The sequence below is a fragment of the Pseudomonas sp. AIG genome (assembly GCF_977020205.1).
The window spans coordinates 71040-94674 of record NZ_CDROCK010000008.1; the positions used below are offsets into that span (position 1 = coordinate 71040).

General features: G+C 54.3%; 26 protein-coding genes and 1 tRNA gene. 21 read left to right on the forward strand and 6 right to left on the reverse strand.

Annotated elements, in window-relative coordinates:
* Positions 1-38: 38 nt before the first annotated feature.
* The 5 genes from ACWR1S_RS07445 (at position 39) to ACWR1S_RS07465 (ending at position 4051) form a co-directional block, all read left to right on the forward strand.
* Positions 39-1076 carry a DNA topoisomerase IB gene (locus ACWR1S_RS07445; RefSeq protein WP_454563005.1) on the forward strand — a complete coding sequence of 346 codons (1038 nt, stop codon included), beginning with the start codon at positions 39-41 and terminating at the stop codon, positions 1074-1076.
* A 144-nt stretch (positions 1077-1220) separates the two neighbouring features.
* Entirely contained in the window at positions 1221-2864 is a 1644-nt protein-coding gene (locus ACWR1S_RS07450; RefSeq protein ID WP_454563006.1) for an ATP-binding cassette domain-containing protein, read from the forward strand.
* A 71-nt stretch (positions 2865-2935) separates the two neighbouring features.
* Positions 2936-3166, forward strand: a complete 231-nt coding sequence (locus ACWR1S_RS07455) for a hypothetical protein (protein ID WP_454563007.1) — start codon at positions 2936-2938, stop codon at positions 3164-3166.
* Between the two features lie 118 nt (positions 3167-3284).
* A complete protein-coding gene (locus ACWR1S_RS07460) occupies positions 3285-3515 on the forward strand; it encodes a hypothetical protein (RefSeq protein ID WP_454563008.1) in 231 nt (76 codons plus the stop codon).
* Between the two features lie 251 nt (positions 3516-3766).
* Complete coding sequence (locus tag ACWR1S_RS07465; protein ID WP_454563009.1) at positions 3767-4051, forward strand: hypothetical protein; 285 nt, start codon at positions 3767-3769, stop codon at positions 4049-4051.
* Between the two features lie 65 nt (positions 4052-4116).
* Here the strand turns inward: ACWR1S_RS07465 and ACWR1S_RS07470 are convergent.
* Both ACWR1S_RS07470 and ACWR1S_RS07475 read right to left on the reverse strand, forming a co-directional pair.
* Positions 4117-4203: transfer RNA gene (locus ACWR1S_RS07470), tRNA-Leu, on the reverse strand.
* A gap of 578 nt (positions 4204-4781) precedes the next feature.
* Positions 4782-5084 carry a hypothetical protein gene (locus ACWR1S_RS07475; RefSeq protein WP_122590935.1) on the reverse strand — a complete coding sequence of 101 codons (303 nt, stop codon included), beginning with the start codon at positions 5082-5084 and terminating at the stop codon, positions 4782-4784.
* Between the two features lie 1050 nt (positions 5085-6134).
* Here ACWR1S_RS07475 and ACWR1S_RS07480 point away from each other — a divergent pair.
* Positions 6135-7505, forward strand: coding sequence for an AAA family ATPase (locus ACWR1S_RS07480; protein WP_454563010.1), 1371 nt, complete (start codon positions 6135-6137; stop codon positions 7503-7505).
* Between the two features lie 59 nt (positions 7506-7564).
* Complete coding sequence (locus ACWR1S_RS07485; protein ID WP_454563011.1) at positions 7565-8410, forward strand: abortive infection family protein; 846 nt, start codon at positions 7565-7567, stop codon at positions 8408-8410.
* 77 nt (positions 8411-8487) lie between these two features.
* On the opposite strand, the gene ACWR1S_RS07490 is transcribed toward ACWR1S_RS07485, so the two are convergent.
* From ACWR1S_RS07490 to ACWR1S_RS07500, 3 genes are all read right to left on the reverse strand, one after another.
* Entirely contained in the window at positions 8488-9486 is a 999-nt protein-coding gene (locus tag ACWR1S_RS07490; protein ID WP_454563070.1) for a phage portal protein, read from the reverse strand.
* 23 nt (positions 9487-9509) lie between these two features.
* On the reverse strand, positions 9510-11267 hold the full coding sequence (locus tag ACWR1S_RS07495; RefSeq protein WP_454563012.1) for a terminase ATPase subunit family protein: 1758 nt from the start codon (positions 11265-11267) through the stop codon (positions 9510-9512).
* A 158-nt stretch (positions 11268-11425) separates the two neighbouring features.
* Positions 11426-12592 (reverse strand): hypothetical protein, encoded by a 1167-nt coding sequence (locus ACWR1S_RS07500; RefSeq protein ID WP_454563013.1) that lies wholly within the window; start codon positions 12590-12592, stop codon positions 11426-11428.
* A gap of 250 nt (positions 12593-12842) precedes the next feature.
* Here ACWR1S_RS07500 and ACWR1S_RS07505 point away from each other — a divergent pair, with 250 nt between their 5' ends.
* From ACWR1S_RS07505 to ACWR1S_RS07540, 8 genes are all read left to right on the forward strand, one after another.
* Complete coding sequence (locus ACWR1S_RS07505) at positions 12843-13673, forward strand: GPO family capsid scaffolding protein (protein WP_454563014.1); 831 nt, start codon at positions 12843-12845, stop codon at positions 13671-13673.
* Between the two features lie 32 nt (positions 13674-13705).
* Positions 13706-14713, forward strand: a complete 1008-nt coding sequence (locus tag ACWR1S_RS07510) for a phage major capsid protein, P2 family (protein WP_454563015.1) — start codon at positions 13706-13708, stop codon at positions 14711-14713.
* Positions 14714-14723: 10 nt separating this feature from the next.
* Positions 14724-15422 carry a phage terminase small subunit gene (locus ACWR1S_RS07515; RefSeq protein WP_454563016.1) on the forward strand — a complete coding sequence of 233 codons (699 nt, stop codon included), beginning with the start codon at positions 14724-14726 and terminating at the stop codon, positions 15420-15422.
* A gap of 104 nt (positions 15423-15526) precedes the next feature.
* Positions 15527-15997 (forward strand): head completion/stabilization protein, encoded by a 471-nt coding sequence (locus ACWR1S_RS07520; RefSeq protein WP_454563017.1) that lies wholly within the window; start codon positions 15527-15529, stop codon positions 15995-15997.
* Positions 15997-16209, forward strand: a complete 213-nt coding sequence (locus ACWR1S_RS07525; protein WP_127651642.1) for a tail protein X — start codon at positions 15997-15999, stop codon at positions 16207-16209. Before ACWR1S_RS07520 ends, ACWR1S_RS07525 begins: the two co-directional genes overlap by 1 nt.
* Positions 16210-16218: 9 nt before the next feature.
* A complete protein-coding gene (locus tag ACWR1S_RS07530; protein ID WP_127651643.1) occupies positions 16219-16695 on the forward strand; it encodes a phage tail protein in 477 nt (158 codons plus the stop codon).
* Positions 16692-17162, forward strand: a complete 471-nt coding sequence (locus tag ACWR1S_RS07535; protein WP_454563018.1) for a phage virion morphogenesis protein — start codon at positions 16692-16694, stop codon at positions 17160-17162. Before ACWR1S_RS07530 ends, ACWR1S_RS07535 begins: the two co-directional genes overlap by 4 nt.
* A 71-nt stretch (positions 17163-17233) precedes the next feature.
* Positions 17234-18052 carry a hypothetical protein gene (locus ACWR1S_RS07540; protein WP_454563019.1) on the forward strand — a complete coding sequence of 273 codons (819 nt, stop codon included), beginning with the start codon at positions 17234-17236 and terminating at the stop codon, positions 18050-18052.
* A 159-nt stretch (positions 18053-18211) separates the two neighbouring features.
* On the opposite strand, the gene ACWR1S_RS07545 is transcribed toward ACWR1S_RS07540, so the two are convergent.
* Complete coding sequence (locus ACWR1S_RS07545) at positions 18212-18907, reverse strand: hypothetical protein (RefSeq protein WP_454563020.1); 696 nt, start codon at positions 18905-18907, stop codon at positions 18212-18214.
* A gap of 137 nt (positions 18908-19044) precedes the next feature.
* Between ACWR1S_RS07545 and ACWR1S_RS07550 the strand changes: the two genes are divergently transcribed.
* The 6 genes from ACWR1S_RS07550 to ACWR1S_RS07575 are packed head-to-tail and all read left to right on the forward strand — an operon-like array spanning position 19045 to position 23555.
* Complete coding sequence (locus ACWR1S_RS07550; RefSeq protein ID WP_454563021.1) at positions 19045-19617, forward strand: phage baseplate assembly protein V; 573 nt, start codon at positions 19045-19047, stop codon at positions 19615-19617.
* The gene (locus tag ACWR1S_RS07555) at positions 19614-19958 is read left to right on the forward strand and encodes a GPW/gp25 family protein (protein ID WP_454563022.1); all 345 of its coding nucleotides are present in this window, start codon (positions 19614-19616) and stop codon (positions 19956-19958) included. Before ACWR1S_RS07550 ends, ACWR1S_RS07555 begins: the two co-directional genes overlap by 4 nt.
* On the forward strand, positions 19955-20866 hold the full coding sequence (locus ACWR1S_RS07560; protein ID WP_454563023.1) for a baseplate J/gp47 family protein: 912 nt from the start codon (positions 19955-19957) through the stop codon (positions 20864-20866). The genes ACWR1S_RS07555 and ACWR1S_RS07560 overlap by 4 nt, the downstream gene beginning before the upstream one ends.
* Entirely contained in the window at positions 20866-21489 is a 624-nt protein-coding gene (locus tag ACWR1S_RS07565; RefSeq protein WP_454563024.1) for a phage tail protein I, read from the forward strand. The genes ACWR1S_RS07560 and ACWR1S_RS07565 overlap by 1 nt, the downstream gene beginning before the upstream one ends.
* Positions 21482-22981: a phage tail protein gene (locus ACWR1S_RS07570; protein WP_454563025.1), complete on the forward strand. Its 1500-nt coding sequence runs from the start codon at positions 21482-21484 to the stop codon at positions 22979-22981. The genes ACWR1S_RS07565 and ACWR1S_RS07570 overlap by 8 nt, the downstream gene beginning before the upstream one ends.
* 7 nt (positions 22982-22988) lie before the next feature.
* Positions 22989-23555, forward strand: a complete 567-nt coding sequence (locus ACWR1S_RS07575; RefSeq protein WP_454563026.1) for a tail fiber assembly protein — start codon at positions 22989-22991, stop codon at positions 23553-23555.
* The last annotated feature ends 80 nt before the right edge of the window (positions 23556-23635 follow it).

Sequence of the window (23635 nt, forward strand, 5' to 3'; positions counted from 1 at the left end):
TCGTTTTACAGACCGCCGCGCCATCGAAGGAAACCGCCATGCCCGACACCGAGTTGATTGCCGAATTGCCCTCCGACCTGCATTACGTCGATGACACCCAGCCCGGTATCACCCGCAAAAAACTGCGCGGCAAGTTCAGCTATTTCGAACCATCAGGCCAGCGCATCAGCGATCCCGACGAGATCAAACGCATCAATGGCCTCGCCGTGCCGCCAGCCTATACCGACGTATGGATCTGCCCTGACCCGCGCGGTCATCTGCAAGCCACCGGCCGTGATGCCCGTGGCCGCAAGCAATATCGTTATCACGCTCGCTGGCGCGAAGTGCGCGATGCCGACAAGTACTCGCGGCTACGCGAGTTCGGTCTGGCGCTGCCAAAATTGCGCAAACAACTGGAGGCGCTGTTGGCCGCGCCCGGCTTCAGTCGTGACAAGGTCATGGCCACGGTGATCACTCTGCTCGACGCCACACTGATTCGCGTCGGCAACACGCAATATGCTCGCGACAACCGTTCCTATGGCCTGACCACCCTGCGCAGCCGACATGTCGAAGTCAACGGCAGCGCGATCCTGTTCCAGTTTCGCGGCAAGAGCGGCATCGAGCATCAGATCACCGTCAAGGATCGACGCCTGGCGCGCATTATCAAGCGTTGTCTGGAGATTCCCGGGCAGAACCTCTTCCAGTACCTGGATGAAAACGGCGAGCGCCACACCGTCAGCTCTTCCGACGTCAACGCTTACCTGCAAACCCTGACCGGCGCCGATTTCACCGCCAAGGACTATCGGACCTGGGCGGGCAGTGCTTTGGCCCTGGCGGTGTTGCGCGAGTTGCAATGGCAGTCCGAGACCGAGGCCAAACGGCATGTGGTGGAGATGGTCAAAGGCGTCGCCAAGCAGTTGGGCAACACCCCGGCGGTCTGCCGCAAGTGCTACATCCACCCCGCCGTGGTGGAAAAATTCATGCTCGGCGCTCTCGCGGAACTGCCTCGTCCACGCGTGCGCAAAGGCTTGCGCGCCGAGGAAGTGGCATTGGCGATGTTCCTTGAGCGAATGAGCGAAATGACCGACGCATCTTGATCCACGGGGGAGCGTCATCTAGGCTAGCCACCCTCTCCTCTTCCGGACGACTGCAGACGTGAACAATTCAACCTTCTAAAAATGTACTCGCGACACGCCGTTCTCGGCGTTTGTCAGTGTTCACGACATTTTTTGGAGGTGCCGATGACTCACGTCTCGCGTACAGCCGCACTCGTTTCCCTGAATCAACTGGGTTTTCAGTTTGCCAATGGCGCAACGCTTTTCGAAAGCCTGAGCCTGAATTTTGATGGTCAACCGACCGCTATCGTCGGGCGCAATGGTGTCGGCAAAAGTGTACTCGCACGTCTGATTGCCGGACAGTTGCAGCCCACCTCCGGCAGCGTGTTACATTCAGTTCCCGCGCATTACGTCGCGCAGACTTTTGTTATTAAACCGGGGCAAACCGTGGCAGAAGCTACGGGAACGGCCCCGGCGCTCAGCGCACTGGAGCGACTGAAGCTCGGCGGTGCCACTGCCGGCGACTTCGATCTCATCGACGAACGCTGGGATCTGGCGGAGCGTTTGCGCCAAATGCTCGATGAGGCCGGGTTGAATGACATCACCACTACGGACCTCGCCGAAAATCTCAGCGGCGGCCAGCAGGCCAGAATTGCCCTGATCGGTGCGCTGCTGAGTCCGGCGCAATTGCTGGTACTCGCCGAACCGACCAACCACCTCGACGGTGCCGGTCGGCAATGGTTGAGGAACGTGCTTGAACGATGGCGCGGCGGTCTGATTATCGTCAGTCACGACCGGCAATTGTTGGAGCAGATGCAGCGAATCGTCGAACTTACGTCTACGGGGGCAAGCGCTTTCAGCGGAAGGTTCTCGGAATTCGCCGAGTATCGCCGGGTACATCAACAAGCGGCGCAGGCGCAACTCGATCAGGCCCGTACCGAGCGTCAGCGTCAGCGTGAACGCGCACGACTGCAACGCGAGCACGACACGATTCAGCGCCATGCGGCTGGCAGCCGGCGCAATGCGCAAACTGCAAACGTCTCTGGCTTCGAACGGGCGGCGATGAAAGCGGCCGCGCGCGACATCATGGGCCACGTAAAGGTCGGTCATCAGGCACGCAAATCCGATCTGGATGAGCGCGTTCGAGAGGCGTACGCCAACGTCCGCCCGGACGACGGCGTGCTGATCAATCTGCCGGGCAGTGTGGTTCCGAGTAATCGCCGGGTGTGCACGCTGATCGACGCATGCTTGCCATGGTTGCCGGCCGATGCGCCCAGCACACGACTGGATCTCGTCATTCAAGGACCGATGCGTATTGCTGTCAGCGGGCACAACGGTTGTGGCAAATCGACGTTGTTGAAATTATTTGCAGGCGAAGCGTCGCCGGTCAGCGGTGAGTGCAACACGCATGTGCCTTTTGCCTTTCTCGATCAACAGCTTAAATTGCTGGATGACCACACCTCCATCGTCGATCAGTTGCAGGCGCAGCAAACGCCCCTGAGCGAAGGCACGTTGCGCAGCTTCCTCGCTCAACTGCAACTGGATGCGCAGCGTGTCACCCGGCCCTGCGCCTCACTCAGTGGTGGCGAACGCTTGAAAGCAGCGCTCGCGTTGGCGCTGTGGCGCCAGACACCGGCGCAATTACTGCTGCTGGATGAGCCCACCAATCATCTGGACCTGGCGTCGGTGCAAGCTTTCGAACAAGCCCTGCAGACATTTCCTGGAGCGATTGTCGTGGTTTCCCACGATCAAGCATTTCTAAGGGTGTTAAATCCAAGCCATCACCTGATCTGGCACATCGAAGGCTGGCGTTGGCAACCGACGAGCTGAGCTGTGTATTTTTTGCACGATTGCCGAGGGCTTCTATAGTTGATCTGACACGAATCAGCTGCGGTGACGCCATGGAAGACATTTTCGTCGTGAAGCGTTGCAACAAGATCATTATTCACGGTCGACGTGCCGGTGATTGCCAGCATGATCCCGCAGAAGCCATTGGCTGGCATCGCATCTGTGACACGCGCACGGGCGGTTTCATCGGCGATGGCTACGACGCAGAGGAAGACGCGCTGCGCGAATGCAAGCGTCTCAACGCAGTCAGTTCCCCACTACCGGCCCGCGAATCGTCCGGCTGATGCCAATCAGAAGCGGGTCTATACTGAAACCAGCTGAAGGAGCAGCACCCCACGGCAGAAGGCTCGCAACACGCGGGCTTTTTGCTGCAGCTCAGGTTTCATAGAACGGAGGTGTTCCATGTCCGAAAAAGAGTCCATCACCACCCTCCTCACCCTGCTCGACGCTCGACAAGCGCGCCTCGCGGCCGCCTGCAAAGAGATCGCCGACTGGGTCGACCACCAAGGCGGACACCCGACCGCCCTGCGCATCCGTGACCGGCTGAACGACATCGAGAAGGATGCTCCGCTGATTCGCAATACGCTGTCGGCGCTCAAACCTGCCGATCGGCCACTGCCTCGGTTCAGATGACGCAGAACTCGCCAGGGCCTCGGGAGTTTTCTTCACCGCGGTGACACATCCGTCACCGCGTGCGCGTATGGTCGCTATGTTGGTTTTTCCAGCAATTACGTGTTTCACCTAACGACCACTGTGCACCAATGACTCCTTTGCACGACAGCGATCACCCGCCCGCATGCGGGTATTTTCTTGTCTGCGCCCAAGCAGCGAACGGCGCTGGGCGTGAGTTGTCACAACTCATACATGTTGCAAAGGAGACAGTTATGGTTATCCACTTCAATGTTGACGGGCATCTGGCCTGTGGGCATCAAGGCAAACAACTTTCAGCGAGTACCGAACTCAATCGTGTGAAGTGTCGCAGTTGCCGCAATACCGATGCCTACAAACAGGCACGAAAGGATCAGCGTAACGCAGCCCGAAGAATGTCCCGACAGGGCAAAACCACACACAGCGCAACAGACTGGCGCACAGAATGGATCGAACGGCTGACAGCAATGGCCGGACTCCAGCGCTTGCCTCGAGGTTTTAGCGGCCAGGCGTTTGTTTAGCCCCGCATAAAAAAGGCACAAAAAAAGGCCTGCATGAGAAAGCTCATGCAGGCCTTTGATATTCATGGTGCCCGAAGCCGGAATCGAACCGGCACGCCCTTACGAGCGGGGGATTTTAAGTCCCATGCGTCTACCAGTTTCGCCATTCGGGCGGTAGCGCGGTACTGCTGTCTTTCTGCTTCAGAAGTCGAGATCCTGACAGGATCCAACCTTGAACAACAGAGCGGGAAATATATACATCACTTCCCGGTGAAGCAAGTTTGCAATGGCCGTTTTTCAAGACTAAATCTTGCGGCGCAATGCAAATAAAAAAGCTCCGTAAATCATGGATCTACGGAGCTTGTTTATAGTGGAGGCCGAGGTCGGAATCGAACCGGCGTAGGTGGATTTGCAATCCACGCTACAAAGCTAAGTAGATCAATAGGTTAGCACGCAATGCGTTCCGCAAGCTACTGATTTCTAAAGCGCTCTAGGGCCCGTTCCATAAGGGTGCCTGAAACAGCTGCGGAACGCTTTTCAAGCTGATTACTACTGCCCAACTGCTGGATTGCGAGCGCATTTGGATGGTCGACTACGCATTTTTGGATACTCAATGCGGCCTTGTAGGCCGCATGATTAACCGAGAAAAAGGAACCTGCCATGTCATCACGCCTAGCAGCCGTGCACCCTAACAAGAATCCAAATGAAGGAATTTGCTAGTCAATGCACGCCCTTTTCAACCCTTACAAACTCATCCGTTCAGATCAGCGATGGATGGGGCTCGATCATAGCCGTGATCAATGATCGCCTCCATGGTTGACGTTTCCGAAGGAGGTGTCAGGAGAAACCCACTACGAACGGCCGTAAGCGCAAGAGAAGCATTTTCGTCATCTATCAGGTCGCGATAAGTTGCCAGGATATCCTTGTACGTTTTGACTGCGATGCGTTCCGCGTCATACCAAAGGTAGATTTCACTCCACAGTATGTACGTCCACCCCTTGCATTTGACTTCCTCCAAGCGGGTTTCGAGAGTCTCCCTGTGACGCTTAAGCATAATTTCTCTCCAGATGCGATGGGTTGCGAGGGAATTTACAACAGACAACCCATTTAACACCGACTAAATTATTAGTGCTAGCTATTTAATTAACAGCGGATAAATTTGCGCACCTCCCATTGCTTCGCTAGGTGCTTGAGATGTCCCCGGGCAGTCGTGCTGAAGATACAGAACGAAATTGAAATCGCTCCGAGGATCGCGGGTAATGAAAGATTCGAAACAGCCCGATTGCGCTTTTCGCGGAGTCAGTGCCCGGTTTACAAGGGGTCAGGCAGATAGTTAGCGCGCAAGCGTTCCCATGGCAGTCCCATGGGTTTGTGGGGCATTCGAACACGCAAAGGGCTATAGAGGGATATCCGTTTTTTCGGGAACGGCATCGGAAAAAGGTAATTTCGGCAATTTAATCAACTGATCGGTCTGAGAGGCATGATTTGACTGGCCTACAAGGAATCGGCACAAGGTAATTCTTAGGTAATGTAGAGGTAAGGTAATTACCTTGTAAGTAAGTAATTTTTCTGTTTATTCACCCTCTATAAATCAGTCACTTACGCTCATATTACCTTTTTCATTACTCAAAATTACCCTCCGAAGTAATCCAGCGAAGCCAGTGGATACGGGGCTTTCAGCGGTCTACCGATATCCGAATTACCACATTACTTTTTTCCGACTCCGCTCCTGAAAATCAGCGCCTGAGGGTGCCTCATGTCTGACGAAACAACGACCCTGGGAAAACGCATCGGGTGCCCTACCCTTCGCAGGGATTCGCAGGCTTTCTATCTCATTCATTCAGTATCACAATGCCCAGCCTTAGCTGCGCTAAGTGGATCTCAGGACTGCGGAAAAAAAGACCCATTTAGCCCGCAGGCGAGGTGGGGGGACGACGGCGCGCGCCAGCGAGCATCATTCGCCACGACAGCGCTGCCGTGCATACGCGTTAGAAATTGCCGAACACCGGTATACTGAGAACGATTAACCCTGGTCTGATGAGCAAGATCAGTGAAGTGATAGCAGCGCTGCCGAAAACAACACTTTGTGAAAGGAATCTCTGGGATGATCGAAGGCTACTCAGAAGAACAATTCGGGACAGAAATCCATAGGCATGTTCGTCCATCGAAACCAATTGACACTATTGAACTTCTGAAAGGACGTCAGAGCGAACTTGACGAAATAAGGAGAGCGTTATTTGCGGATGGACGCCATATATTCATTTACGGTGATCGCGGGATAGGAAAATCATCACTTGCCCAAACCGCAGCATTCCAATACCAAACTTCTGACGCTTCAATAATTCAAATAGGGTGTACTAAAACCAGTACATTCCTAGACATAATTGAAAGCATTGCTCGAAGCCTAATTGATTCTCTAGATACTACAGAATTACAAACCAAAGGCGGCATAAATCTAAAAATAATAACCCTCGAAGTAGCATATAAAACAAGCAGCAAACCAGAAGCACCAAAAATAACAAACATGGACCAAGCGCTTGATGTAATTTCCGACATTCGCGAAATACACTCTGACAAACCAATAATTGTAATTGACGAATTCGATGCAATAACCAATCAAGAAGAGCGCTTTAAATTTGCCGAATTCCTTAAAAAAATGGGAGATTCCGGCATATATGTACCAATGATTTTTAGCGGTATCGCTACTTCCTTGGACGATCTTCTAGGCGGACACTTATCCAGCATTAGGCAACTCAAACCAATACCCCTTAGCCCAATCTCCTGGGACTCAAGATGGGATATCTTAGTTGAAGCTCTCGAGGCCTTTAAGATAACCTTCGACGAAGAAATAAAATATCGCGTTGCTGGAATAAGTGATGGCTTCCCCTATTACGTCCACTTGATAACCGAACATTTACTTTGGGCGGTATTTGATGATAAGGAAACTAGCCATCAAGCAACATCCAAGCATTACATCATAGCATTAGAAAACGCCGTAAAATCTGTGCAAGAGCAAATAAGGAAGCCTTATGATAAAGCCACTCTCAGGCACAGCCAAGATTTTCACCATATAATTTGGGCGGCGGCAGACTCTGCAAATTTACACCGAAACATAGATTCAATGTATGCATCATATGAGCGCATACTCAGAGACCTAAGTCGAAGTGATCATCCAGAAAAAATACAACCTATTGACCGTAAAAAATTCTCTCAACGACTTAGCATTCTAACCAAAGAATCCCATGGTGGTGTATTAAGGAAAATGAGTGAAAACAGGAATGGCTGGTATCAGTTCTCAGAGAATATGCTTCGTGGATTCGTTCGATTATTGGCAGAGACTCACGGTGTACAGCTGTGGATTGAGGAAGCCAAAGCTCCGAAACAGCTAATTCATCCTCGTCCGCAAACCCATGGTGGCTCAGCACGATACCAGTCATCAGTGCCCTATGGTGTCGGACTTAAAGATGATGAGTAATAGACACCCACCATCGTCTAATATAGAAACGCGCTCAGCAACTCTTTGGGAGAAATGAAATGCCTTTGGACATGACTGCAGATCTTCGCTTTCCCATGGGTGCATCTACACCACTGGAAAGAAACGTAGTGGACGAGTTTCTTAGCTTGGCGAGGAGAATCACTACAAAAGGCGACAAGCAGTACGTAATTGAGAAATTCAAGGAGAACTTTTCAAAGGTTAGTAGCTACCCATACTCGAGTAGCTCCAGCCTCTCATGGGCAGAATCAGACCTAGAACAAAGAGCATCAGAGGCGGCTTCCGATGCGCCCGCCTTTATCTCTGCATTTTGTGACGCATGCGAACATTTGCAGCACTATGAAATCCACACACCTAGTCACGCGAATATAAATTCCATCCTTGAAAGAAACAACGTTCCGTTCCGAATTTCAGACAACACTCTTCTTGAGGCTTCAAATTATTTAACGCCTCCAGCACTTACATTATCCCCAACGAGTGTTGTAGAACGCGCTTTATCGGACGCAAAAGCACTCCTTGGCAGTACTAGTTCTTCAAACGCGGTGGACAGAGCACACACAGCCCTGCATGGATATTTATTGCATCTATGCGGACAGATAGGACTTCAACTACCAGAAGATACGACATCATCCAAAGCTTTCAAACTACTTCGGGAGCAGCATCCCGCCCTCGCTCCAGACGGCCCCCGCGCATCTGAAATAACAAGGGTACTCCAGTCATTTTCCGCGTCCATCGACGCATTTTCCACGATCAGAAACAAAGCGAGTCTCGTGCATGCAAACGAGCTACTTGATGAACCTGAAGCAACCTTCATTATAAATTCTGTTTACTCAGTTTTCAGGTATATCCAAGACCGAATTAAAAGACACGAACAAAATAATACCTAATGATAGAACAAAGAGAGCTACAACTCATTACTAGCTCTCTTTTACTCCAATGCACGGAGACTCAAAATTTACGACTATTACTCTGTTAATTCGACTCGATAAGCTCTGAATCGTATAACCTCATCCCCCATCCAATCGTTCACCTTTGTCATTCGGGTCTGAATCGGCTCCAGCTCATTGGCTGCATAGATTTGCGCCGCCTCCCTGATTGATCCGAACCCGCCCGCGTTCTGCGGAACGATGCCCATCAACTGCGGTGGAATCCGCAGGCTCGCCAATATGTCATCCCGCGTCTGATTCTTAATCGAGTTGAACTCATCCTTCGCCGCCACCTCGCTCACAGGGATCAGTTGAATCCCGTCTTTCTTACCAGTCGGCGAGTAAACGAACAAATTCCGGAAATTGCCTGGTCCCTTCGATTCCTTCAGCGCCTTGCGCAACGCATCGATGTCAGCCTCGGTTTGCGCCGCATCTGTCATATACAAGATGAACCCAGCATGACTCCCGTTCTCGTAATACTTGCGCCGAAACAACGTCGCCGACTCGTTCAACAGCGCCGACTGCAGCGCGCTGATCCACTCCGGCAACCCATAAATTTCCTGGTGCAGATCTGCCTCACGCAGATGAAAAATGCTGTCCGGCTCAAACGCATGTTCGTCCTTCCATCCCCGCACTTGGTAAAACTGCCCGTCCGGGCCGGCACGCATGTACTTGGCCAACGGCGTTTCCAGTTTGCGTACCCCGCTCAACTGCGAGCGGCGCCCTTCAAGGTAGCCATTGCCCAAGCACAGGAAGTCCAACGCAAACTGCTCAAACGAAGCCCGCGACAGCAGCCGATGCGGGATAAACGTCTTGCTCAATAGGTTGCGTTTGAACATCAATCCCGAATGCAAATGCACGCTCGCCCCCACCGACCGGGCCAGCCCGTCCAGCGACAACGGCGGCTCATACCATCGCCCGTTGAACCGGCACTCCAGGTAATCGAAAACCTCCCGGCCACCCAGCACTGGCGTCGGCTCGCCGAAGGAAAAAACCTGCGTCCCGGCGCCGGTAGCGGGTGCAGTGGCGGGCAACATCTGATTGGCAATTTGTTCAGTCATCAGTAAATCTCCATGCGCCCGGTATTGGCAGTGGTCTGCCCCTCAAGCGGTTCGTGGTGCAATGCGTGAAAGAGCGCCCAGGCCAGATCGGCGTGGCCGGTGTTGTCGTTGCGGCCGGCCGTGTAGGTGTACTGACGTCCGCCGGCGGTGACGGTTTTGCGGATCGCCATCAGTGACTGGGCCATGTCCGTCCAGCCGGCATCAAATTCGAGCCGGCCCTTGTGGATCACGTCGTAGGCCTTGAGTACCAGGCGGGTTTTGACTTCGGGCGAGTAGCTGAAGGTGGTCACCGCCGGGAAGAACTGGCGCACCAGCTGGGCCACGCCGCTGCCCAGACCGGTCACGTCGATCCCGATGTAGGTCACCCAGTAGCGGTCGCAGACGCTCTTGATGAACGCGGCCTGCGCGGCGAAGTCCATGCCCCGGAACTGGTGACGCTCGAGGATGCGGAACTTGCCGCCCGGAACCAGTGGCGGCGCGACCACCACCATGCCGGAACAGTCGCCCGTCTCGGCCGGGTCATAGCCGATCCAAACCTGGCGGTCGCCGAACGGGCGCATGGCGAAGGGTTTGTAGTCCTCGGCCCACTCGACCCAACTGTCCACCATGCACGATTGCAAAAGGGTCAGCGGAAAGATGCTCGCGCCATCGTCGACGAACTCGCACATCAGCAGGTTGGCGAACGCCTCGGGGCTGTACTCGCGGCGCAGTTCCTCAATATCGAACAGGTCACAACCGCCCCGCTCCGCATCCAGAATCGTGACGATCTGCCGCCACAACCGATCCTCACAGAACCGGCCCTGCTGGAGCGCACCGTGGGACACGTCAACCTTCGTATGCTGTGCGGCGGGCTTGCCCTTGTTGAAGCGCTCGCCCGTCCAGAAGGTGTACGCCTCGTGGGCCATGCTCGACGGCGTAGAAAAGTAGGTCTTGCGCCACTTCTTGTGCATCGCCATGCCCGAGGCGACCTTATTCAGCTCTTCAAACTTGAACGTCCAGAAGAACTCATCGAAGTAGAAATTGCCGTGATAGCCCTGGGCAGTGCGGGCGTTGGTACCGAGGAAAAACAGTTCGGCGCCGTTGGGCAAAACGATGGGATCGCCAGTCAGCTCGACGCCGATAATCTCGCGGCAGAACGCTTGAATGTAGCCCCGGAACAGGTAGGCCTGGTTCTTCGAAGCCGACAGGAAAATCTGGTTGCGGCCGGTCTCCAGCGCATCGATGAACGCCTCGCGGGCGAAGTAGTAAGTCGCGCCGATCTGCCGACTCTTGAGAATGACGCGAGTGCGCTGATTGCCGGCGCGGTACCAATCCTTCTGATAATCGAAACAGCCATCGATGAAGGCCTCGCGCAGCAGCTCGATCTGGTCTTCATCAATTTCGTTTTTAATGGCCTTCTTCTTTGGCTCAGCGTTGCGCTTTGCCAAGTTCGGGTTGAGGTCGGTTTCGGTACCGCCTCCCTGAAAGCGCTGGATCCGCGCTTGGCGCTCCAGTTGCCGGTGCAGCAGATCAATCTCTTTGAAATCAGCGCCGCTTTTCCCTTCCTTAAGGATCAGTTGCACCAACCGCGCTTCCAGTGCGCCACCAATGCGTTCGACGCTGTCCGCCCGGTCCCACTCATCGCGGGCCTTCCAGCTATGTAGCGTCTTTTCCTTTCCGCCCGTAGCCTCGGCGATCTCGCAGATACGCCAACCCATCCAGTAGAGAAACTTGGATTGGCGGCGCGGGTCGATAGGCAGCAGTTCGGTCGTAGTCATGGCCGCGATGCTGCCTTATGAACCGATGCTCTCTATAACCCTGTCCTTGTCGTCCTTTACCCAACAACTCAACGATCACGGCTATACGGACAGTCCTTTGCCTTATAATTGATTGCTCTTGCAGCGAAAATTAGATTATCTTCAGTAACATCTAATGCTTACTCAACATCCAGATCAATGACACCTACATTTGCTGTATATTCTCCAGTACGACCAATAACTCGATTCATAATCGCCGCGGGTGTCGTGGAACGGAAATTAATAACATGCCCAATGAGCACATCATCATCGGTGATTTCCTGAGATTCACTTTCCATCCATTGCTCTAATTCCTCTACAGTCAAACCTGTCATATCAGCTAGACGCTGCTCCAGAGTTAACTCGTAGGTTATTGTTTCGTCAGGATATAGCACGGCGTCATACTTTGCAGGCAGTAACGAAAACTCACCCCACCCTAGGTTTGTTATCGCCAGCCCCATACCACTGGTAACTACAGGCCCGTACATCAAAAGAGTTCGACCTATCGCGGTTTGATCAATACCATGTTCCACAGAGTCTCGAACGGACATTTTTAGGAAGAAATCTCGATAACCAGACTCAGAGCGGTACTCGATTTGAGTCATCTGTATATTTGAAGGATTGCCCGCTCCCATTGCAAATGAATCGATAATTTTCCCATAATATAGCTTTGCATGTTCATTTGTGTCTTCGACAAACGCTCCATCTGTCAAAGCATCACTTAACAATTGAGCATACTGCGCCCCCGGTAGATAGTAATACTTGTGGTAGTTCTTATCAAAATTGCGTGTCAGCCCACGCACCGTCGTAATACGACTAGGGACTTTAATCTTCTGGCCGTTATGCCTTGGAATGGGAATATCAGCAAGGTCACCGTTGATATCTTCGACTACAGGTCCACTGTATTGCTGGCCAGGTAGCATCGGAGCCACAGGCCGTTCCTTCATGAATTCTTTTACAACAACTAGCAACCCATCATCTATTGCTTGCTTCGCTTCCTCCTCGTCAGTGAAATGAAGCCCCTCACGCTTTTTCACTCTTAACCCACAAGGAAGCCTTCTTTTGCTGCTATGTGCAAAAAAAGCGGGTCTTCCATTAGCGTCATTTTGCGCATTACTTGGCGATATGAACAACTCAACGCAACATTCTGGGCAAAAAATTTCACCCTTCATTTCCTGTTGGTATTCTGATGTCAGAATAGATCTTGCTGTCGAACGAAGCACTGATTTATTACCCGAATCAAATCTCCATCCAGCAAGATAGTATGCAAATTTTATGCGGTTATTATTCAAGCTATCCCCTGCCATATCACGAACTCCTATTCAAATGCACTTAAGTCAGCAAACATGAACGACAAATCTAAAGTGGATCCAATTTCACACCGCACATAATGGCATGAAGCCAGCGCTTTTCAAAATGCCTGCTCCCGATCATGTGATCGCGAGATCTACAACCGCTACGCGTTGAAGTAATGAGTACGTGTAGCGACCATCCCCCCTCATCACAGCGTTCTGCTCGTCCAGCAGCAGGCTACCCTATGCACTGAGGTTTCCCGACATGAAGAAATTCCGCAGCAACTGGTTCCGCGTCGCCGTCGAGGGCGCTACCTCGGACAAGCGCACCATCAAACGCAACTGGCTGGAACAGGCTGCGAAGAACTTCAACCCATCCACCTACGGCGCGCGAATCTGGCTTGAGCATTTCCGCAGCTTGCTACCCGACAGCCCATTCAAGGCCTACGGCGATGTTCTGGCGGTGAAAACCGAAGAAGTGGACATCAACGGACAAAAGAAACTGGCTCTGTTCGCCCAGGTCGAGCCGACGGCTGACCTGATCGCCATGAACAAAGCAAAACAGAAGATTTACACCTCAATCGAAATCGACGACAGCTTCGCCGATACCGGTGAGGCTTACATCGTGGGTCTCGGTGTGACTGACTCACCGGCCAGTCTAGGCACCGACGTGTTGTCATTCTCGGCCCAGAAACCAGACGTCAGCCCGTTCAAGGATCGCCACTACTCCGCGACATCAATGTTCACCGAGGCGCTGGAAACAGAGCTGACGTTCGAGGAATTCGAAGAAAAACCGAGCATCGGCGCTCACTTACTCAGCACGGTGAGAAACCTGCTCGGCGGCAAGCAGAGCAAGGATGACAACGAGTTCGCTCACATCAGCCAAGCAGTCGAAACCGTCGCCGAACACGTCAAGGATCTGCCCGCACAAATGGCAGCTGCGAAGAAGTGTTCGGCAAGCCTGCAGAACCGGCTGGATCAACTGAGCAAAGACTTCACCGAACTGAAAACCCAACTTTCCACCACCCAGGATCCCAACCAGAAAACGCGCCCTCCGGTAACCGGCGGCGACAACTCGGTAGTGACTGACTGCTGAAAGTCAGCCCCGCACAACCAAGGACGACCATCATGCGCAACGACACACGCGTTCTTTTTAATGCGTACCTGCAACAGCTCGCCCAACTGCACGGCGTGAGCGACGTCACCACCAAATTCACCGCTGCACCGAGCGTTGCCCAAACGCTCGAAACCCGCATTCAGGAATCAAGCGCGTTCCTCACCTCGATCAACATCTACGGCGTAACTGAGCAGTCTGGCGAGAAGATCGGCATCGGTATCGACGGCACTATTGCCAGCACCACCGACACTACCGTGAAGGATCGCGAACCCCGTGACCCGAGCAGCCTGGACAACCGCGGGTACACCTGCACTCAAACTAACTTCGATACCGGCCTGCGTTACCAAAAGCTGGATCAGTGGGCGAAGTTCAAAGACTTCCAGGCGCGCATCCGTGACGCGATCATCAAAGTTCAGGCGCTCAACCGGATCATGATCGGCTGGAACGGCACCAGCCGCGCCTCCACCTCAAACCCGGCCACCAACCCGCTGTTGCAGGACGTCAACATCGGCTGGCTGCAAAAAATGCGCATCGAAAACGAAGCCCGCGTCATGGCCGAAGTTGTGGCAGGCAGTGGCAAGATCGAGATCGGCGCCGGCAAGGACTTCGAAAACATCGACGCCTTGGTTGTCAGCATGGTCAACGAGTTCATCGACCCCTGGTATCAGGAGGACACCGATCTGGTGGTCATCTGCGGCCGTCAGCTGTTGGCCGACAAATACTTCCCGATCATTAATAAAACCCAGGCGCCGACCGAAATGCTGGCCGCCGACATCGTCACCAGCCAGAAACGCCTGGGCAATCTGCCGGCCGTCCGAGTGCCGCACTTCCCGGCCAACGGCCTGCTGGTGACTCGCCTCGACAACCTGTCGATCTACTGGCAGGAAGGCACCCGCCGCCGCACCGTCGTCGACAACGCCAAACGCGACCGCATCGAGAACTTCGAATCAGTCAACGAAAGCTACGTGATCGAAGACCTGGGCTGCGCCGCCATGGCCGAAAACATCACCCTGAGCTGAGGCGGATACCATGACCAACCCCTGCCGTCGCCATTTTGTTCGTGTCAGTGCCGCCATCGAAGCGGCAGCGGCCAACCCCACTCAAACCATGGCCGGCGCCACGGCCTATGAACATCAGCTCAATCAACTGCTGCAAGACCGCCTGCGCCTGAAACAGGTGCAGTCCAATCAGGGCAAAGCCGAACTCAAGCGTCAGTTGCTGCCCGATTACATCCCCTACGTGCAAGGCGTGCTTGAGGGCGGCAAAGGCGCACAAGATGAAGTGCTGACCACCATCATGGTCTGGCGCATCGACGCCGAAGACTTCAGCGGCGCCCTCGACATTGCCGACTACGTGCTCAAACACAAATTGATCATGCCTGACCGGTTCGAACGCACCACCGGCTGCCTGGTCGCGGAAGAAGTTGCCACCGTCGCGCTCAAGGCGCTGAAAGTCGGCGAACCGTTTGAGCTGGCGATTCTGCAACGCACCGCTGAACTTACCGACGCCGAGGACATGCCCGATCAGGCCCGCGCCAAGTTGTTCCTCTCCATGGGGCGCGTGACGCTGGAAGGCATCACCGATGAGAAGCCCGGGCAACCCGGTCAGGTACAGGCCGGCATTGATCTGCTGAAAAAGGCCATCGACCTACACGACGCCTGCGGTGGCAAAAAGGATCTGGAGCGGGCCGAACGCCTGCTCAACAAACTCGCTGCCACTGGCAGCTAACCGAGCATCCCCACGCACCCCGCCGGCTCGGGGCGGATCGGCCAGGCCGCTCCTCCTGAACGTGAAGCCCCGACCACCGGCGACCTACAACAGAGCACAGACTCATGAGCGGATTCGTAGCGGGCGGCAGCACTACTCCGGCCCCCAGCGGCCACATCAACACCGACCCCTTCTGGCCATCGATCGACCTCGACGACGTGCGCGGCACTTTGCGCATCGACTCCAGCGTCACGCCGATCCGTCTGGAAACCGCGACCATCGCCGCCGCCATCAGCGTGAACCGCGAGTTCGCCACATGGCGCCGCGCCAAGCAGGCCGAAGGCTACGCCACTCTCGCGGACGTACCGGCCGAACAAATCGAGGACAAATCCGAACTTGTTCACCTTTATCAGCGGGCGATCTACGCCGCGACCGGTGCGGAGATCTGTGAGCGCTACCGCTCATACGACAGCACCAACAGCGGCAACCAGAATGCCGAAGAACTGACCCCGAGCATCGACGAATTGCGCCGCGACCAACGCTGGGCCGTGCGCGACTTCCTCGGCCTCGGCCGCACCACCGTGGAGTTGATCTGATGGCCGTCAGCATCCGTGCTCAGCAGAGCGACACCGTCGATGCCCTGTGCTGGCGTCACTACGGCCGCACCGCCGGCGTGACAGAAGCGGTACTCGAAGCCAACCCCGGACTCGCCGACCACGGCCCGACCTTGCCGCAAGGCCTTTTGGTGCAAATGCCCGAAGCACAGGTCGCAATCCGGCAACGACAGATGATGAACCTATGGAACTGAGAACCAATAATGAACAAGCCTGAAAACTTGCGCGCTCATTTGCTCGCAACCGTCAGTGAGCTGAAGCACAACCCTGACCGGCTGTTGATCTTCATCGACAACGGCAAGATCCGCTGCACCGCCGCTCACTCGCTCTCGTTTGAGTACAGCTTTTACCTACAGGTCATCCTCACCGACTTCGCCGGCCACCCCGATAGCGTGATGTTGCCGTTGCTGGGTTGGTTGAGCGTCCATCAGTCCGAGCTGCTGGAGAACCTGAGCAAGGCCGCTGACGGCATCCAGTTCGAGGCTGACATTCTCGACAACAGCAAAGTGGATATGAGCCTGACACTGCCGCTGACCGAGCGTGTGGTGGTGGGTAAGGACGACCAAGGCAACACTTCTATTCGACATCCTGGCGAACCCCAACGGGCCGCTGACTCTCTTGATCCGAACTGGATACCTGGTGCGCAGGGTACTGGTAGTGAATGGGTGCTGCCGAAATGACCAACCGCCTGGAAGCGCTGGAAGATTGGGCGGCGGGTTTGCTCGGACAGCTTGAGCCGACATTGCGAAACAAACTGGCTCGCAGCCTCGGTCAAGTGTTGCGCCGTAGCCAGCAGCAGCGAATCATTGCCCAGCAAAACCCAGATGGCAGAAAGTACGCGCCGCGAAAGCAGCGCAGCCTGCGAGGTAAACAGGGACGGGTGAAACGGAAGTTGAAGATGTTTCAGAAGCTTCGTGCCGCCAGTTTTCTGAAGAAATACGGCGATGGGAACGCGATATTCATTGGGTTTGCCGGGCGCGTAGCCCGAATTGCCAGAGTGCATCAGTATGGCTTGAGGGATCGTGCTGAGCGCGGAGCATCTGACGTGCAGTATGACAAGCGTGAAATTCTTGGCTTCACTGACAATGATCTTGATTTGATTCGAGATGGTCTTTTAACGCACCTTGGCAAGCCGCTTCACCGGTAAAATCCTGTTGCTCCCAAGCATAGATCGCATAAAGTAACGCCATACCAAAGCGCCACTACAGGAATTAAGCAATGGAGCGTATTGACGCGCCGGTCAAATTGAATGTCAACTTAACTACCGAAGACATAACTAAAAATTTAGAAATTATTGAGGTGTGCCACCGCAACACTCACGTTCAAGATAGTCACTACATACTCATTGAAACCCAGCTTAAATCAACAACATGGTCGTTACAGGGAACTCCGACCGCAAGCTCCAAGATAACAGTGAGAGCCACTTATTTATATGGAAGTCAAGGACTCTTCAAAGCAGGCCAATTGATCAGCGAGATGGGTGGGGAGCTTAACGATAGTCGCAAAATGGTAAAGCTGACAAACGGCTCAGTCATGGTAGACGGATGCATGCAAGGCTTACACATAGGCACCTATATCTTCCACAAAATTGTTTCTTGGGCGAAACAGTTCGACCCCTCTTACACTGTTGCTCCAATAACAGTGATTTCTGGTGATGCTGGCAAGGGAAACAAAGAGCGCCGTAATAAACTTTACATGAACTCAGGCATACGTTTTATATGGGAGGGAGAGGAAGGCAGGGAAGGAAGGTCCGACCCTGCATTAACTATTTCAGAACTCACTCCATATGCAAACTGGCCAAACATCAATAAAGACTATGGAATGAAAGCCCTAGACAAGACATGGAGGGAGCTTTCAATACTAAAAGAGAGAGTTCGAGGTCTAAAAAAATCGCAGCGATACTATCGAAAAGAATACGAAACTATCAGATCACGCCTGCGTGCTATAGCGAGCTTTCTGAATATGCCCATGTACGCCATTTGCATTTTGCTTGGGCTTGGCATCGGAAAAGCATTTGGATGGTATCAAGGTTTCTAAAACGAGCCTGCGAGATCGTAGTGTAGTTGATACGACTACCACTAGCCGAGGCTGCACTCGCACGAGCATGGCGCCACGATCGGCGCCATGAGACTGATGCGAATATTAACTCAGTCAGAGACATGTCAATTGATCACCTTGTCCTTTAAACGACATTTATCAAACTTCACCTTTGTACAAAATTGACGGCTCTATCTTATCTTCGTGAACCTGATGCAATGTCGTCAGAAAACTTTTACCCGCATCAGTCAGAGCAAAAGAAATCTTCACATACTGCTCCGAATCTCGCTTCATCATATTTACCGTACGCATAGCAAGTGAAATCTCTCTTTTAGAAAGCCGCAAAATCAACAAAATATCTCCCAATCCGTCTTCCATGTGAAAATCATTATGATATCCATGCATAAACTTGAAAATATCCATTAACATCATCGAATTGATCACACGAACCTGATCGTGGAATTGATCAACATCAATTTCTTTCTTAACGAGCCGACGAAAAACCCCACCTATAATTTTGGCTTTCTGTTCAGAATCAACTTTTTCGAGAAGTTCAATAAGAGAGAAGAGAAATTCTTCCTTTTTACCATCCTGCTCCAACATCAAAGAAAAATTTTTCATTTCTTCTTCGGTGTAAGTACCGGCCGAACTATAGAACTCCTCGACCTTCTGTTTGAACCGGAAACTTTTGAAACGCCTAAATCCTTTTGAGACACCAAATATCGATGAAATTACAGGAACTTCCTTCAGCACCTCGCTTTCAATAAATGCGTCAATGATCGCCTCGGCGTAGTCTGTCACTGGCATTTCACCAGCTGCTTCTCTGACACGCCGTTTCAAACTTACTTTCTTCATACGACACCCTTCATCAATTAGAGGAAAGAAATTATAGGCCAAATTCGCTCCCCCCCTTTTGTTATTCCTGATTGTAGAGGCACCTCTTACAAGTGCCGGCTGCTGCGTTCGCGCATGTGAAACATCACGATCCGTTCATGAACGACTTAGCCACCCTTGCCCGCCTGATCGAAAACCTCATCCGCCTCGGTACCATCGCTGCCGTCCAGATGAAGCCCCCGCGCGTGCAGGTCAAAACCGGAACGCTCACCACCGGCTGGCTTCCATGGATCGCCGCCCGTTCCGGCGCCGACCGCGAATGGAACCCACCCACCGAAGGCGAGCAGGTCATCCTCTTCAGCCCATCCGGCCAGCTTAGCAACGGCGTGGTCCTGACAGGCCTGTTCAGCGACAACATCCTGGCCAACGGCGACCGCGAAGGCCTGCACCGCTGCACCTACCGCGACGGCACAGTCATCGAATACGACAGCGTTGCGCACCACCTCAACGCCACACTGGCCGAAGGCGGCACCACCAACCTGACCAGCATGGGCGGCATCCACATCGTCGGCCCGATCACCCATGAGGGCGACTACACCCAGACCGGTAACCAGAACATCACCGGCACGGTAACTGTGTCCGAAAACGTCATCGCGGCCGGCATCAGTCTGGTGAAGCATCTGCACGGCAATGTCATGCACGGCAGCGCGAAAACGGGGAAACCGGAATGAATCGAGAAACCGGCGCAGCCCTCGGCTTGGTCGAACACATCGCCCAGTCCATCACCGACATCCTGACCACTCGCATCGGCACCCGCGTCATGCGCCGCGAATACGGCAGCCTGCTCCCCGAGCTGGTGGATCAGCCGTTCAACGACTTCACCCGCTTGCAGGTATACGCCGCCACGGTCATGGCCCTGATGCGCTGGGAAACCCGCATCAGCCTCAGCCGTATCCAGTTCATCGGCGCGAACCTTCAGGGCCTGGCGTCGCTGGAGTTCGAAGGCACCATCGTCGATAACAATCAGCCGCTGAGCCTGAGCGTGCCTCTGCAACTGGGGGGCAGCGTATGAATACTTTTGTCGCCATCGACCTTGGTCAACTGCCGGCGCCGCAAATCGTCGAACAGATCGATTACGAACAAATCCTCGCCGAGCGCAAGGCCTACGCCGTCAGCCTCTGGCCGATCGAAGAACAACCCGAGATCGCCGCCCGGCTCAACATGGAATCGGAGCCGCTGACCAAATTACTCGAGGAAAACGCCTACCGGGAAACCGTCTGGCGTCAGCGGGTCAATGAAGCATCCGTTGCCAATATGCTCGCCCTGGCCAAGGGCACAGACCTCGAACAACTCGCCGCTAACTTCAACGTGAAACGGCTGGTCATTCAAGCTGCAAACCCAGCTGCCGTGCCGCCCCTCCCCAAGCTGATGGAAAGCGACGACAGCTTGCGCGAACGCGCGCAAATGGCATGGGAAGGCCTCAGCACCGCCGGCCCGCGCAACAGCTACATCTTTCACGCCCGAACCGCTGACGGACAGGTCGCCGACGCCACCGCCGAAAGCCCGGCGCCGGCCGAGGCCATGGTCACCGTGCAATCCGTGCTCGCCGATGGCACCGCCTCGCCAGCACTCCTCGACAAGGTCAAAACGTACCTCAGCGACGATGACCGCCGCCCTGTCGCGGATCGGCTTACGGTCCAGGGCGCGGAGATCATCAATTACCAGATCAAAGCCAGGATCTACCCACTGAGCAACGGCCCTGAAACCGAATTGGTCCTCGCAGCAGCCGAAGTCCAGTTGCTCCAGTTCGTGCACCAGCGCCGGCGTCTGGCACTAGAAGTTTCCGAATCCATCGTGCATGCCGCGCTGCACGTCGAGGGCGTGCGCAAAGTCGTGCTGGAAGACTGGGAAGACATCGTCGCCACCAAGTACCAGGCGCCGTATTGCACAAGCGTGGAACTGACATTGGGGGTTGAGTGATGACCTACCAGCCACTGCTACCCGGCAACTCGACACCACTGGAACGCCAAGCCGCACAAGCTTTGGCAGAAATCCAACGCGTGCCGATTCCGTTGCGCACACTCTACAACCCGGACAAATGCCCCCTGCCCTTGCTGCCTTACCTGGCTTGGGCTTTTTCCGTGGATCGCTGGGACAGCAAATGGCCCGAGTCGGCCAAGCGCGCAGCCTGCCGCGCGGCGTACTACGTCCACTCGCACAAGGGCACCATCGGCGCCTTACGCCGTGTAGTAGAACCGCTGGGCCACCTGATCGAGATCGCTGAATGGTGGCAGAGCATCCCACTCGGCACGCCCGGCACCTTCACCTTACGCATCGGCGTCCTCGACTCCGGCATCACCGAAGCCATGTACCAGGAACTGGTGTGGCTCATCGACGACGCCAAGCCCCTCACCCGGCACCTGACCGGCCTCGACATCATTCTTGAGTCCCGACTCGACGCATTCGCTGGCATCTCCGTTTTCGACGGGGACGATATTGACGTGTACCCCTGGAACAACCCGGACATCGACATCCCCGTCCGGGGCTACGACGGCCTAAGCATCTACACACTCGACGAACTGGATCTGTACCCCCATGGTTGATCACAACTCTATATTCGGCGGCATGCTGACCACGGCGGGCGCCGCCAAGAAAACCAACTGCGACGCCCTCGGCATTCCGTGGAAACCGAGCCATATGCTGATCGGTGATGCCAACGGCACCGCCCCCACGCCTGATCCTTCACAAACTCAACTGATCAATCAGGTCCATCGCGCACCACTCAATCAGCTTCACGTCTCCCCTACCGATCCAAACGTGCTGATCGCCGAACTGGTATTGCCCCCAGAAGTGGGCGGCTGGTGGATGAGAGAGTTGGCACTCGAAGATAGCGACGGCGTGTTTTGTGCGGTTGCGAATCTGCCGCCCTGCTACAAACCTCTGCTTGCCCAAGGGTCGGGACGTAACCAGGTCGTGCGGATGCACATCATCACAAACGGCACCGCCAACATTCAGATCAAGATCGATCCGGCCGTGGTATTGGCGACCCGAGATTATGTGGATCGCGCCGTCATCGCACGCTCAGCGTTCACCAAGGTGTCGTCATCCAGAACCTTGAAACCTCAAGAAATGGGCATCGTTCTGATAGACGCCAGTGCTCGAGCCTTGAATATCCAACTACCAGCATCTGACGCCAAACTCGGTATGCGAGATGTGGTTGTTCACCGCAAAGACAACAGCATCAATCGGCTAGTCATCAAGGCAAACGGCAAAGACAGCCTGAAGTTTCATACGCACTTGAACCCAGAGGGTTATCCATTTCTAGTGCTGATGGGCGCCGGTGATTGGTGGCACTTGCGCAGTGATGGAGCCGGGAGTTGGTGGCCAATAGGCCGCTTTGACAGTACGACATTGGGCCGACCAGTTTTCGAAACCACAACCGTGTTCAGTCCTGGTGGCTACGGCGCCATGAGCGGGCAATTACTCAACAGAAATGAATGGCCATGGCTGTGGGATCACGCTCAACAATCGGGAATGCTTTACCCAGAAAAACATACATATCTGGAAGGTGCATGGACGTTCGGCGACTACAAAACAAACTTTCGGATACCCGAAGCAAGAGGTGAATTTTTCCGGGTGCTTGATGAGGACCGGCGCGTCGATAAATCGACTCTGGCAGGTGTCACTAAACGAGGAAGCGCAGTTATTAGCAATATCACTGGCCGCACGCGCGTGAAGATCGGGATGATTCTGGAGGGTGGCGACTTTCCAAATGGCACCACCGTTGTTTCGGTCGACAGTTCAGAGATTGTTGTCTCCAACAAGTCGCAGACGGATGGCGCCGGTGAGTGGCAGCTTATTGGTCGGATTGCCGGCTCATGGACACCCGACACTTTTGAGCGGCACACCCACCCTGTCTCGATGGGTTCCGGCAAGGGGGACCGCGTAGCGCTCCTTTCCGCCCCTTCAACCTCTGCAGCTCATATCAAACATGTAGAGGCCTACAACACATCGCCGCCTTTAATTGGACCGGTGGGAAAGGAAGAAACCCGGCCACGCAACATCGCCTACCCGGCTCGAATTAAATTGATCTGAGGCCTTCATGATTACCTATTTGATTGATGATGCCGGCGCCCTGAGCGGCCCGGTGACGTTCCCTGATATTCCCGGTTTCGGCCCGCAACTCCCTGGCAACGCGGTGCAGGTTCCGAAAGTCCTTACTCAGCCCGAAGCAGGCACGACATGGGCGCAACTTGATGGAGATATCCGGCAGGTGCGCGATGTGCGAGGCACCGTTTTCCGCACAGTTGATGGCACCAGCCAATCATGGCAGCAATTAGGCGAACTGCCCGAAGGGCTCACGGCTCAACCATGGCCAGGCGAGCACTTCCGATGGATCAACGAACAATGGACACTCGACGAACTTTCCTTGCAAGCGGCCCAAAGTGCTCAGACCCTGCTGCACCGCGATGGCCTGTTGCGTAACGCGCAATTACGCATCGCACCGCTTCAGTACGCGGAAAAGCTGGGGACTGCGACACCTGAAGAACTGACCGCTCTAACGGACTGGATGCGCTACAGCGTAGAACTCAATCGCATCGAACACCGAGATTCATTTCCCGACATCGTCGATTGGCCGACACCTCCAGACCACAACCCTCGCCGTTGATGCAGGGTTGTAACCCTGCCCCCTACAACGCTCAAAGCACGACGTAATCATCCTCCAGCGGCAACCTGTGCATCGACTTC